The organism is Roseisalinus antarcticus, from assembly GCF_900172355.1.
GTDB classification, from domain to species: Bacteria; Pseudomonadota; Alphaproteobacteria; order Rhodobacterales; family Rhodobacteraceae; genus Oceanicola; species Oceanicola antarcticus_A.
In genome coordinates this window covers 31,211-44,128 of the sequence record NZ_FWFZ01000021.1, presented here as the reverse complement: position 1 = coordinate 44,128, position 12,918 = coordinate 31,211, and the positions used below count along the sequence as shown (strand labels likewise).

11 protein-coding genes are annotated in these 12,918 nt (G+C 68.5%); 7 read left to right on the top strand and 4 right to left on the bottom strand.

What is annotated here, in order from left to right:
- Positions 1 to 184: 184 nt before the first annotated feature.
- The 7 genes from rfbC (at position 185) to ROA7023_RS16540 (ending at position 7,192) form a co-directional block, all read left to right on the top strand.
- Positions 185 to 760 (top strand): dTDP-4-dehydrorhamnose 3,5-epimerase, encoded by a 576-nt coding sequence (gene rfbC / locus ROA7023_RS16570; RefSeq protein WP_143535606.1) that lies wholly within the window; start codon positions 185 to 187, stop codon positions 758 to 760.
- Positions 757 to 1,797 carry a dTDP-glucose 4,6-dehydratase gene (gene rfbB, locus ROA7023_RS16565; protein WP_085880149.1) on the top strand — a complete coding sequence of 347 codons (1,041 nt, stop codon included), beginning with the start codon at positions 757 to 759 and terminating at the stop codon, positions 1,795 to 1,797. The genes rfbC and rfbB overlap by 4 nt, the downstream gene beginning before the upstream one ends.
- Positions 1,794 to 2,645, top strand: a complete 852-nt coding sequence (rfbD, locus tag ROA7023_RS16560) for a dTDP-4-dehydrorhamnose reductase (protein ID WP_085880148.1) — start codon at positions 1,794 to 1,796, stop codon at positions 2,643 to 2,645. The genes rfbB and rfbD overlap by 4 nt, the downstream gene beginning before the upstream one ends.
- A complete protein-coding gene (gene rfbA / locus ROA7023_RS16555) occupies positions 2,642 to 3,514 on the top strand; it encodes a glucose-1-phosphate thymidylyltransferase RfbA (protein WP_085880147.1) in 873 nt (290 codons plus the stop codon). The genes rfbD and rfbA overlap by 4 nt, the downstream gene beginning before the upstream one ends.
- A gap of 181 nt (positions 3,515 to 3,695) precedes the next feature.
- Complete coding sequence (locus tag ROA7023_RS16550) at positions 3,696 to 6,437, top strand: rhamnosyltransferase WsaF family glycosyltransferase (RefSeq protein ID WP_085880146.1); 2,742 nt, start codon at positions 3,696 to 3,698, stop codon at positions 6,435 to 6,437.
- Positions 6,438 to 6,468: 31 nt separating this feature from the next.
- The gene (locus ROA7023_RS16545; RefSeq protein WP_085880145.1) at positions 6,469 to 6,993 is read left to right on the top strand and encodes a sulfotransferase family 2 domain-containing protein; all 525 of its coding nucleotides are present in this window, start codon (positions 6,469 to 6,471) and stop codon (positions 6,991 to 6,993) included.
- A complete protein-coding gene (locus tag ROA7023_RS16540) occupies positions 6,956 to 7,192 on the top strand; it encodes a sulfotransferase family 2 domain-containing protein (RefSeq protein WP_159458556.1) in 237 nt (78 codons plus the stop codon). The genes ROA7023_RS16545 and ROA7023_RS16540 overlap by 38 nt, the downstream gene beginning before the upstream one ends.
- 139 nt (positions 7,193 to 7,331) lie before the next feature.
- Here the strand turns inward: ROA7023_RS16540 and ROA7023_RS16535 are convergent, their stop codons facing one another.
- The 4 genes from ROA7023_RS16535 to ROA7023_RS16520 form a co-directional block, all read right to left on the bottom strand.
- Entirely contained in the window at positions 7,332 to 8,336 is a 1,005-nt protein-coding gene (locus ROA7023_RS16535; RefSeq protein ID WP_085880143.1) for a hypothetical protein, read from the bottom strand.
- A 177-nt stretch (positions 8,337 to 8,513) separates the two neighbouring features.
- The gene (locus ROA7023_RS16530; protein WP_085880142.1) at positions 8,514 to 9,440 is read right to left on the bottom strand and encodes a hypothetical protein; all 927 of its coding nucleotides are present in this window, start codon (positions 9,438 to 9,440) and stop codon (positions 8,514 to 8,516) included.
- Positions 9,437 to 10,279 (bottom strand): Stf0 family sulfotransferase, encoded by an 843-nt coding sequence (locus tag ROA7023_RS16525; RefSeq protein ID WP_159458555.1) that lies wholly within the window; start codon positions 10,277 to 10,279, stop codon positions 9,437 to 9,439. Before ROA7023_RS16525 ends, ROA7023_RS16530 begins: the two co-directional genes overlap by 4 nt.
- Positions 10,276 to 12,906 carry a glycosyltransferase family 2 protein gene (locus tag ROA7023_RS16520; protein WP_085880140.1) on the bottom strand — a complete coding sequence of 877 codons (2,631 nt, stop codon included), beginning with the start codon at positions 12,904 to 12,906 and terminating at the stop codon, positions 10,276 to 10,278. The genes ROA7023_RS16525 and ROA7023_RS16520 overlap by 4 nt, the downstream gene beginning before the upstream one ends.
- Positions 12,907 to 12,918: the final 12 nt, after the last annotated feature.

Genomic DNA, 12,918 nt, shown 5'->3' with positions numbered 1-12,918 from the left:
CCGGCGGGTGCGGGCGGGGCGAAAATTCTCCGTGTAAGCAACATTATGGTAAATATGGCTGCGCCGCGGCGTGGCCCGGCCGTCCGCGCGCGGCGCGATGGCGGGCCTTGGGCAGACACTCACTTTAAATGAAGCCGATTAGCCTCTAGAGGTAGCGGCGTCGATGATCGGAGGTATGTTCCGAATGACGGATTTTGCACAGACGCCCCTGCCCGGGGTCCTGCTGGTGACGCCGCGGCGCTTCGGCGACCACCGGGGGTTCTTCAGCGAAAGCTACAGCGCCCGCGCCTTCGCCGAGGCCGGGGTGACGCTGGACTTCGTGCAGGACAACCATTCGCTGTCATCGGCGGTGGGCACGGTGCGGGGGCTGCATTTCCAGACGCCGCCCCATGCCCAGGCCAAGCTGGTGCGCTGCGGGCGCGGGGCGATCTTCGACGTGGCCGTCGACATCCGCCGCGGCAGCCCGACCTACGGCCAATGGTACGGCGCCGAGCTGAGCTTCGACAACGGCCGGCAATTGCTGGTGCCGGCGGGCTTCGCGCACGGGTTCATGACGCTGCAGCCCGACAGCGAGATCGTCTACAAATGCTCGGATTTCTATTCGGCCGAGTGTGACGGCGGGATCCGCTGGAACGATCCGGACATCGGCATCGACTGGCCCGACACCGGCCACCCGCCGGTTCTGTCGGCCAAGGACGAGGCCGCGCCGCTGCTGAAGGAGTTCGACACGCCCTTCACCTGGACGGAGGGTGCGGCATGAAGATCCTGGTGACAGGGGGCGCGGGCTTCATCGGCTCGGCGGTGGTGCGGCAGGCGATCGCCGCGGGCCACCAGGTGGTCAACCTCGACGCGCTGACCTATGCCGCCTGCCTCGACAACGTGGCCGAGGCGGCGACGTCGGACCGCTATGCCTTCGTGCAGGCCGATCTGCGCGACCGGCCGGCGCTGGACGCGGCCCTGGCCGAGCACCGCCCCGACGCGATCATGCACCTGGCCGCCGAAAGCCACGTGGACCGGTCGATCGACGGGCCGGGCGCCTTCATCGAGACCAACATCACCGGCACCTACAACCTGCTGGAGGCCGCGCGCGCCTACTGGACCGCCGCGGGCCGGCCCGAGAGCTTCCGGCTGCACCACATTTCCACCGACGAGGTGTTCGGCAGCCTCGGCCCCGAGGGGCAGTTCACCGAGGACACGGCTTACGATCCGCGCAGTCCCTATTCCGCCTCGAAAGCGGCCTCGGACCACCTGGTGCGGGCCTGGCACGAGACCTACGGCCTGCCCGTGGTGCTGACCAATTGCTCGAACAATTACGGCCCCTACCATTTCCCCGAGAAGCTCATTCCGGTGGTCATCCTCAAGGCGCTGGCGGGCGATCCGATCCCGGTCTACGGCGCGGGCGAGAACGTGCGCGACTGGCTCTATGTCGAGGATCACGCCGATGCCCTGCTGACCGTGCTGCAGCGCGGCGCCCTGGGCCGGTCCTACAACATCGGCGGCGAGAACGAGGCCCGCAACATCGACATCGTGCGGACGATCTGCGCCATCCTCGACCGGATGCGGCCGAAGGACACGCCCCATGCCGACCAGATCACCTTTGTCACTGACCGCCCCGGCCATGACATGCGCTATGCGATCGACCCCGGCCGGATCCGCGAGGAACTGGGCTGGCGGCCCTCGGTGACGCTGGAACAGGGTCTGGAGAAGACCGTGACCTGGTATCTTGAGAACGAGCCCTGGTGGCGGGCCTTGCAGGACCGGCAAGGCGTGGGCACACGCCTGGGGCAGGCATCATGAGCCTGCTTGTCTTCGGCAAGACCGGCCAGGTCGCCACCGAACTTGCGCGCCGTGCGCCGGAAGCCACATTCTTGGGGCGCGACGCGGCGGACCTGTCCGATCCCGCCGCCTGCGCCGCCGCGATCCGCGCCCGTGCGCCCGAGGCCGTCATCAACGCCGCCGCCTATACCGCCGTGGACCGGGCCGAGGACGAGGAGGACCTGGCCACTACGATCAACGGCGCGGCCCCGGGGGCGATGGCCGCGGCCTGCGCCGCGCTGGGGATCCCCTTCGTCCATATCTCGACCGATTACGTCTTCGACGGGGCGGGCACGGCGGCCTTCGCCCCCGACGCCCCGGTGGCGCCGCTGGGCACCTACGGGCGCAGCAAGCTTGCGGGCGAAGAGGCGGTGCGGGCCGCAGGCGGGGCCCATGTGATCCTGCGCACCTCCTGGGTGGTCTCGGCCCATGGCGGCAATTTCGTCAAGACCATGCTGCGCCTGTCCGAGACCCGCGACCGGCTGACCATCGTCGCCGACCAGATCGGCGGGCCGACCGCCGCGGGCCCCATCGCGCAGGCCTGCCTGACCGCGGCCGGGCGGCTGACAACAGACCCGAACCTTGCCGGAACCTATCATTTTTCAGGGGCCCCCGACACCAGCTGGGCCGATTTCGCCCGCGAGATCTTTCGCCAGAGCGGGCGGACGGTCGAGGTCGTCGACATCCCCGCGTCCGAGTTTCCGACGCCGGCGAAACGCCCGGCGAACTCCCGGATGGATTGCACGACACTGACGCGCCTCGGAATTGACCGGCCAGACTGGCGCATGGATTTGACCGAAATATTGACAGAACTGGGGGCGCGGCGATGACCGATCGCAAGGGTATCATTCTCGCGGGGGGCTCGGGCACGCGGCTCTATCCCATCACGATCGGCGTCTCCAAGCAGCTGATGCCGGTCTATGACAAGCCGATGATCTATTACCCGCTCTCGACCCTGATGCTGGCCGGGATCCGCGAGATCGCGGTCATCACCACGCCCCACGACCAGGCCCAGTTCCGCCACCTGCTGGGCGACGGCAGCCAATGGGGGCTGAGCCTGACCTACATCGCCCAGCCCTCGCCCGACGGGCTGGCCCAGGCCTATCTGCTGGCCGAGGAGTTCCTCGACGGCGCGCCCTCGGCGATGGTGCTGGGCGACAACATCTTCTTCGGCCACGGCCTGTCGCAGATCATGGCCACGGCGATGGCCCGGCCCGCCGGCGGCACGGTGTTCGGCTACCACGTGGCCGACCCCGAGCGCTATGGCGTGGTGGCCTTCGACGACGCCGGCAAGGTGCGCGAGATCGTCGAGAAACCCTCGAAGCCGCCGTCGAGCTATGCGGTCACCGGGCTCTACTTTCTCGATGGCGAGGCGCCGGCCCGCGCCCGCGACCTCGCGCCGTCCGCGCGGGGCGAGATCGAGATCGTCTCGCTGCTCGAGACCTATCTGGCCGAGGGCAGCCTCGACATCCAGCTGATGGGGCGCGGCTATGCCTGGCTCGACACCGGCACCCACGGCAGCCTGCTGGACGCGGGCAATTTCGTGCGCACCATGTCGCTGCGCCAGGGCATGCAGATCGGCTGCCCCGAAGAAATCGCCTATGCCGCCGGCTGGATCGACGCGGACCGCCTGCGCGACCATGCCCGGACCTTCGCCAAGACCGATTACGGCAAATACCTGGCGGACCTGCTGGCATGACGGCGGCGGCGCGCGGCGGATCCGGCCCTGCGGGGGCCGGCCTTGAAGGGGCTGGGAAAATGTCGGACAAACGAACACTCTCGGATACATGCCGTCTTCGGGAGATCTTGGGGCCTGCATGGCCTTGCCGATCGCGCTCCGAATGGCGGTCCGATCATCTGTACGGGGCAGAACGGGCTTCATGAAAAGAGTTTTCAAGGCTGCTGCCGACTGGGCGACGCGCAAGACAGGGGGACCGGGGGCGCCGGCCTCCTCTTCCTCGTCCGATGTTGACGAGAAGGCCCTTCTGCGGCCGCATTTCGACCCGATCTTCTATCGCGCCGCGAACCCCGACCTGGCCGGGTCGGACGGCGACATGTTCAACCATTTCCTGAACACCGGCTGGCGCGAGGGGCGCGATCCGCAGGCGGGCTTTTCCTGCGCCCATTACCTCAAGACCTATCCCGACGTGGCCGAAAGCGGCGTGAACCCGCTGCTGCATTATGTCCGCTGGGGCCGGGAGGAGGGCCGCTTCACCCTGTCGCGCCATGACCTCGATACCCTGCGGCCGCATTTCGACCCCGAGTTCTACCGCGCCTCGAACGCCGACGTCGCCGGCAGCGACGAGGATCTGCTGGTGCATTTCCTGCAATACGGCTGGCGCGACGGGCGCGACCCGCAGGCGGGCTTTTCCTGCGCCTTCTACCTGGAACGCTATTCCGACATCGCCGAGAGCGGCAGCAACCCGTTCCTGCATTACGTCCTGTTCGGCCGCAAGGAAGGGCGTCTTGCGACCCCCGACGAACACCTGCGGATCCCGTTCCGGGAAGGCGCCCGGCTGGCCCCCGAGCACCTGGTCTCGGTCCTGCGCACCCCCGATCCCGACACCGCCCCCCCCGCCCCGCCCGAGACCACCGACACCGCGGCCATGGACCTGCACTGGGTGATCCCGGATTTCGCGCGCGGGTCGGGCGGGCACATGACGATCTTCCGGATGATCCGGTTCCTGGAGCTCGCCGGCCACCGCTGCCATATCTGGATCGAGACCCCATCCTTCCACAAGACCGGGCACGAGGCCTGGGAGACCATCGTCAAGCATTTCCAATGCGTCGAAGCCTCGGTGGAGTTCGTCGAGAACGGGTTCTTCGAGGCCACGGGCGACGCGGTCGTCGCCACCGGCTGGACCACCGCCTACCTGGCGCACCGGGCGACGGGCTTTGCCGGCAAGTTCTACTTCGTGCAGGACCACGAGCCCGAGTTCTATCCGACCGGGGCGGAATCCCTGCTGGCGCGCCAGACCTACGATTTCGGCCTGAACTGCATCTGCGCCTCGCCCTGGCTCGACCGGATCATGAGCGAGCGATACGGGCTCTGGGCGCGGCATTTCCACCTGGCCTACGACCGCGACCTCTATCGCATCGGCGACATGGCCGCCCTTGAGGCCCGCTTCGCCGAGACCTCCGAGGGCCCCTACAAGATCGCGATCTATGCCCGCGGCCATACCGAGCGGCGCTGCGTGCCGCTGGTGCTGATGGCGCTGGAGCTGCTGGCCGCCGAGCGCCAGGACATCGAGGTGCATTTCTTCGGCCAGGACGATCTGCCCTTCGCCGAGGCGCCGTTTGCCGCGCTGAACCACGGGGTGCTGGATCCCGACGCGCTGGCCGCGCTCTACAACGAATGCCACGTGGGCATCTGCATGTCGGGGACCAATTACTCGCTGGTCCCGCAAGAGATGATGGCCTGCGGCCTGCCCCTGCTGGAGCTGAACGGCGACAGCACCCGGGGGATCTTTCCCGAAGGCGTGGTGACGCTCAGCGGGCCCGCGCCGCAGGATATCGCGGCCTCGCTGGGTGCGCTGATCGACGCGCCGGACGCCCGCCGGCGCCAGGCCGCGGCGGCGCTGGACTGGGTGGCCGGGTTCTCGTGGGAGGGTGCTGCGCAGGCGGTCGAGGCCGCCCTGACCGAACGGTTGGGCGATCTGACCCGGCTGGCCGCCCCCGCGGTCGCCCCCGGGCGCGACATCCTGCTGGACGTGGTGATCCCCACCTACAACGGCATGGGCGAGATCGAGCCGGTGATCGAGGCGCTGACCCGGCAGCGCGGCGCGGACCGGATGCAGATCCATTGCATCGACAGCTCCTCGTCGGACGGCACCGCCGACTGGCTGGCCGCCCGGCCCGAGGTCTCGCTGACGGTGATCGACCAGAAGGATTTCCAGCACGGCCGCACCCGCAACCAGGGCGCGTCGCTGGGAAATGCCCCGATCATCGCCTTTTTGACCCAGGACGCGCTGCCGGCGGACCGGTCCTGGGGCGCGGACATCCTGCGGATGTTCAACCATGTGCCCGAGGCGGCCGGGCTGTTCGGGCGCCACCGCCCCTACCCCCATCACCCGACCTTCGTGCGCGACGAGATCGAGCGGCATTTCGCCAACATGCTGGCGTTTCCGCTGGCCCTGTCGCGCGACACCGACCCCGACCGCTGGGCCTCGAAGGATCGCGGCTGGCGGCAGCTGCTGCATTTCTACTCGGACAACAATTCGGCCATGCGCCGGGATGTCTGGACCGATATCCCCTATGCCGAGGTCGATTACGGCGAGGACCAGGTCTGGGCCCGCGACATCATCGAGGCGGGGTATACCAAGCTCTATGCCCCCACCGCCTGCGTCTACCATTCCCACGATTACGGCCCCGAAGAGACCTACAAGCGGTCGAAGACCGAAGGCGCGTTCTTCTACGAGCATTTCGGCTACGAGCTGGGCGGCGACACCCCCGAGGAGATCGCCAGCATCGTCGACCGCGAACAGCGCCACTTCCGCGGCTGGGCCAAGAAACTGCGCCTGGGGCCCGAAGAGGTCGAGATGCGGATGCAGAACATCGCCGAGAAACACCGCGGCTGGAGCGACGGACGACACGCCGCGGCAGCCCGGCTCCGACAGGGCTGAGCGCCGCCACGCTCCATGAAAGGATGATTGAATGATCGGTGATATGAAGAAACTGGAGGCCGCCTATCAGCACCAGATCGACGTGTTCTTCAATATTTCCCTGAAGAACCGCTATCTCTACGTTCAGAGTCCCAAGGTTGCATCGACAACCATGAAGAAGACGTTGAACCGCCTGGAGGCCCAGGGGAGCAAGATTGACCCCGACACGCTTCCGCTTCATCCCACGCCGCGCGAATCCATACACATAAAACCGTTTCAACTCCCCGCCGAGATGTTCGCCGATATCGTATATGGCAGCGAATTCTTCAAATTCTGCTTTGTTCGCAATCCTTTCGATCGCCTGTTGTCAGCGTATCTCGATAAGATCGTCTCAAAGAAGAACGAGGCGAGAAGCGTCTACAAGACCCTGGGGCTCTCGATTGAATCGGACATGATGACCTTCGAGCAATTCGTCGGGTTTCTGTATGAGCGGCGGGACAAATCCGTGAACTGGAATCCGCATTGGCCATTGGCGTCCGTTGCAGAAGATCCTGCGGCCGGACCTGATCCCGTATGACCTGATCGGAAGACTTGAAACCTTTGATCGGGACCTCGCGCAGGTGAACGCCCGGCTCGGGCATCGGCTGAGCGAGAACTACGTCTTCGCACCGCTCAAGACCGGGTCGAGCACCAAGACCGACACGTATTATACGCCTGAAATCCGCAAGCAGGTCGAGGAAATCTACGCCTGCGATCTTGACGCATTCGGGTACTAGAGCGTGTTGCGCAAAAGTGGGAACCAGTTTTGCGCGTCGCGTGAATGCGAATGAACGCGACACGCTCCAGCGGGCGCTGGCATGCCGGGTCCGCCCCGGTCTTCGAGCATCTGCCTGGCGGCGGCGCCGCGCGAGGCCGTCAGCGGGTCTTGGCGAGATCGCGGATCAGGCCGTTGTAGTGCCGCACCAGGTCGGCCAGCGAGCTGGCGAAGACGCAAGGTTCGTCCAGCAGGTCGAGGTTGCCCTCTTCGGGATAGCGGCTCCATTGCGGCTGCAGCTGCCCCGGCGCCAGGTCGTGGCGGCGCGCGATCAGGGTGCGGTTGCTGTCCTCGAACCGGGCCTGCAGCCGCCGGGCGGTGGCCAGGTCCAGGGTCAGCTTCTGCTCGACGGGCAGCATGTCGAGCACGCGGAAGTCGATCCGCTGCGGCGTGCCGCTTTCGACCAGCGCGTTGACCATGGCCATCACCCGGACGTCCAGCGCCTCGTTCACGCGGGCGGGCAGCGGCAGGCCGGTCAGGTCGAGATCCATGCGGCGGGCGATATACCCCAGGAAATCGGGCTGGGTCTTGAACGGCAGGCACAGGACATTGTCGGCGCCGAACACCTCTTCCCAGGTCGAGACCAGCAGGTCGTAATTGTAATAGATCTGCCGGGCGCGGATCCGCTCGAAGAAATCGTGCCCCACCCGGCCGCCGACCCGCGAGCTGGTAGAGGCCAGCGACACCGCCACGTCGACCTGCGGCCGCAGGTGGATATGCACCTCGACCTCGTCGAACATCCCCGCCAGCAGGTCCCGCACCCGGGCGACCTGATCGGCGGTCCTGAGCCGCGAGTGCAGGTGCTCGCTGGACAGAAAGCAGATCCGGGCGTCGGAGGCGGCGGCGACCTGTTCGGCCAGCCGTGCCTCGACATCCGCGCGGAACGCGTCGAGCGCATCCTGGTCCTTGAGACCGAGGGCGACGAAGGTCTCGTCGCCGGCCTCAGGGTCCAGACCGTAGGAGGCGATCCAGCGGTGGTTCACGCCGCCGAGCTTCTCGGGATACAGGATACCCGCCTGCAGAAGGCTGGCGCGGTTCTCGTGCATGAAGACCTGCAACGAGGTGGTGCCCGTCTTTTCGGTCCCGATGTGTAATACGGCGCGCATGTAAGGTGTACTCAGTCCGTTTTTGCGGTCGTTGCGGTGTTTGCGGAGAAGCGATCGCCCGATCCTTGGTTCGCAGAGCGATACAAGTCAAAGAGCCCGGGGGTCCACCCCCCGATTGTGCGATCAAGGCCCCCGCGGGTGTGACGTTGAGGCGACAAGGTCACACCCGCGGGGGCCTCATGGCGGATGCTCCCGGTCGGGCAGCGGGGCCATGAACAGCCGGCCGTCGGCGCGGCCCAGGTGATGGCGGGCGATATGGGCGTAATCGTCGAGGTTCTCGGCCACCATCCGCCAGCGCAGATCCGGCGGGATCATCGCCGCCCCGCGCAGCCCGCCGGCCCGTCCGGCATCGCGGTCGACGGCGGCGCGGATCCGTTTCTGGCGCAGCGGCCCGGGCGCCCTGCTGCGCTGGATCGCGTCGATCTCGGCCAGCCCCTCGGCCGAAAGCGACCGGTTGTGCCAGACATCGCCACCGTGCAGGCCGCGCACCCCCGGCCCGGCCCCGATCGCCGCCAGCATGTCCGACACCAGGTCCGGCGACATCTGGGCGGGCTCGTAGGGGCGCACCACGAGGGCATCATGGCCGAAGGCCCCGGCCCAGCTCTCCAGCATCCCGCGGTAGGATTGGTGCAGGCCGGGGCGTTTGCGCTCGTGCTCCCAATAGGCGACGAAGCCGGGATCCCAGGGCGGGTTGGTCACCATCTGCACCGCCTGGGCATAGCGCGAGGCCCACCAGTCGTCGTGCCGCCGGACATAGACCAGGATCCTCACGTCATGGCCGGCAAAGAACGCCGCCACCCGGGCGGGATCCCGGCGCCGGCTGAAATTCTCGGAACTGAGCACGACCAGATCCGCCCCGGCGCGGGCGATCTCGGCATCGAGGGCGCGGCGCAGGGCCTCGGGGCCGGTTTCGGGCGCGGGCCGGCCGCCCAGGTCGAACCCCAGCGCGCGGGCAAGCTCCAGGTGCTGGCGGAACCGGCCGCGCCCGGTTTCGGGATAGAGCACCCCCTGCCGCCCCAGCGCCGCCGCGTTGTCCAGAAAGAACGACTGGATCGCGGTCGAGCCGGTCTTGTTCATCCCGATATGGAGGACGATTCGGGTCATCCCGCTCCGGCGATGCTGGCCCGGACGTCCTCGCGGAAGGCGGCGATCTCGGCCATGACCCCGGGGTTCTCGTCGCGGAACCGCTGGGCGAAGGTCTTGTTGCGGGCCGAGCCGATCTTGGCATGGCGCGGCTCGAAGGTCAGCGGATCGTCGGCCTTCAGCGGCCGCCAGCGGCGCAGGAAGCGGCGCACGGTCTGTTCGGCCCCGGCGCGCATCATCTGCTCGTAGGTGATGCGCAGCAGCGGGCCCTCCCGGTCCGCGAGGAAGGCCTCGCACTTGCGCTCCTGGTCGAAGATATGCTCCAGCCACTGGCGGATCTGGTCCCCGTCGTATTCGAAACGCGCCTCGGCGCTGGCGATCTCTTCGGGGGTGGTGTTGACGGTGTGGAACACGTCGGTCTGCACCGCCTTGGCCAGCGACACCGCCTGCAGCACCATGTCCTGGCGGCGCAGGTAGATCAGCGGAAATTTCTCGGGCAGGTAGGCCATCAGCCCGGGGTCTTTCCCGAACACCCGGTGCATCTGGTAGATCGTGACCTCGAAGGAAAAGAAGTTCCCCAGGCTATGCTTGCGGCGCAGCATGTCGATATAGCCCTGGGGCGAATTGGCGTTCACCCGTTTCAGGGTATTGCCCATGAAATTGGGGTTGAACCATTCCTGCGGCTTGCCGAACAGCCGGGTCTGGGTCAGCACGTCGGTCAGCCAGGACGAGCCCGAGCGCGGGGTGAACAGGATCCCCAGCGTGCGCGCCGCGGCCCGCTTTTCCATGTCGGCGGCAAAGCGGTCGGGATCGAAGTCGGGATTGTGGAACAGGCCTTTGCCCATGTCTCGCAAACTCATGATATGCGGCCTTTCAGAAGCCGCGGGCGCTGTTTGCGCACAGAGGCTCCGGGCGGGTCGCTTGCGGGGCTCAGCGTCTCCAGGACGTTGAGGATTCTGGTGCAGAGCCGTTCGGGCGGGACCGGCTTGCGCGACAGCGGCACCGGGTGGCCGTTCGGCGCACGGGCCACCGCCTCGCCCTGGGCGCCGATGTTGAAGGCCAGCACCGGCAGGCCGGTCGCCAGGCATTCGTGGGTGGTATAGGAGAACGTCTCGGGCCAGATCGAGGGGATCAGCCAGCAGGTGATGCCGTAGCGCACGACCAGCGCCGGCAGGTCGCCATGCTCGTAAGGGCCGTGGATCCGCGCCGAGGCGGCCAGCTGGAACGCCGGGTCGATCCGGCCCAGAAGCACCAGCTTGCCGCGGGCCCGGCCGGTGCCATTCAGCCGGCGCGACAGGGCCTGCACCACCCCCGCCCCCTTCTGCGGACCGATGTTGCCCAGCACGCCGATCACCCGCTCGCGCCCGCCCGGGTCGGCCCGGTGCCGGACCAGGGGCGGCAGGGTGTGGGTCAGCTCGTGCGGGGTCACGACGAAGGCCTCGCGCGCCGCCGGATAAACCGTCTCGAGGATCTCGCGGCTGCTCTCGGAGAACAAGATCACGCGGTCGGCGGCGATCATCGCCCGGCCCCAGGCCTGCTGCCAGCGGGCAAGGTCGACGGTGCTGCCATCGGGGCGCCGGCTGGCATGGGCGGGGTTGTCGTTCGGGGCGACGGGCGGGTCGCGGTAGACCCCGTCGCTGTCGAGCAGGGTATAGGACGGGCTGACCGCGAGGAAATCGTGGAACAGGATCTCCAGCGGCAGGCCCGCGGCCAGGGTCAGCAGGAAATCCGGGATCGCCACCGGATCGGGGTCGCCCACGGCGCAGGAATAGACGATCCGCCGCCGGGACAGCAGCGCGATCAGCCGGGCGACCAGGTCCAGGTCGTCGGTGGAGCCCATGGTGCAGCCCGCCGCGGTCTCGACCTCGATGCGGCAGCGCCGGATGCCGCCCATGCGCAGCACCACCGCGGCGCGGGGAAAGCCCGCCGCGATCCGCTCCTGCAGCCAGCTTTCGGCGCCGCCACCCATGGAATGGGCGATATAGACCGGGATCCCGGGGCCGCCGGGCAGGGTGTCGAGGCTCGCCAGCGCCAGCACCAGCCGCGGGGTCAGCAGCGGATCGCCCTGGATGAACTCCTGCACCCTGGCGTCGTAGCCCGGATAGCGGCGCGAGATCAGCGCCCCGTTCTCGCGCTGGCGGCCGCGCTTTTCCTCCGACCCGAAGCTCTGCCCGCCGCGATGCTCGACAAAGAGGTTGGCCGCGGCCACGTGGCGCCCGCCCATGGCGGCCGTGCGGCGGCACCAGTCGACCTCTTCGCCGTAGCCCCGGCCGAAGGCGGTGTCGAACTGCGGCACCCGGGACAGGAACTCCGGCGAGAGCGCCATGCAGAAGCCCACGCCGGTGGGCGCGTCGATCCCGGCCCCGGCCCCCGGTGCGATCAGCCGGGCGGCAACCGCGTCGATCGCGTCGGCCTGGCCGGGCGCCAGCGGCAGCGGGTCGCAGATGGCGGGGGCCGAGAAGATCTCGGCATCGTTCGACATCGGCGTGACCGAGGCCACCCGGGGGTCGGCCCGCATCGGCGCCAGCAGCCGCTCCAGCCAGCCCGCCGGCACCAGCGCGTCCGAGTTCAGCAACACGACCGGGTCGGGATGGGCGGCGGCGGCCTCCAGCCCGGTATTGGCGCTGGCGACGAAGCCGCGGTTGTCCGGGGCCTCGATCAGGGTCACCTCGGCGCCCCCGGCCCGCGCCGCCCGGGCCCAGTCCCGCAGGAAGGGCCGGACGCGGTCGTCGGTCGAGGCATCCTCGACCAGGATCATCCGCCAGTGCCCCCCGGTATGCTTGCGGATCCGCTCCAGCGCCTCGGGCAGCACGTCGTAGGCGTTGTGGACCGGCATCACCAGAGTGGCCGACCCCGCCGCCGCGGGCGGGTCGGGCTCGCGCCCCTTGCCCGGCCTGCGCAGGGCCTGGGGCATGATCTCTCCGCCGCCGGCCCCGCCCAGCCGGTCGAGGCCGAGCGCGGTCTTCACCCGCTGGCGCAGCAGCGGATCGTCGCGCCGGGCGCCGGTCACGATCATCGGCGCCAGGCGCAGAAGGGTGGCCAGGAACGGCCCCCAGAGCCGCAGCCGCGCCCAGGCGAGCCGCCGCGGCCCCGGCAGCCGGGTCTCGACGCGCACCACGTCGCCGCCCTGCGCCGCCTCGTGCCCGGCGGTGATCACGAGCATGCCGGGCCCGGCGGGCAGGCTGCTCTCGAACCCCACATTGGGCTCGCAGTGCAGGGCATCGGCCACGTCGTTGCGCTCGATCGTGGGGCGCAGCATGTGGACATGATCGCCGATCCGCAGGCTGACCCGGTTGGCCAGGCACCAGCCGCGCACCTGCACCCGGCCCCGGGCCACGCGGATATCCTCGATATAGCCCAGGGTGGCGCCGCCCCCGGTCATCAGCTTCTGCGGCGCCAGCACGATCTGCAGGTGATGGACCACGTAATAGGCAAAGAGGCTGCGCAACCGGTGCAGGCCCGCGAACGGGTCGGGCCATCGGCGCATCTGTCGCCGCCG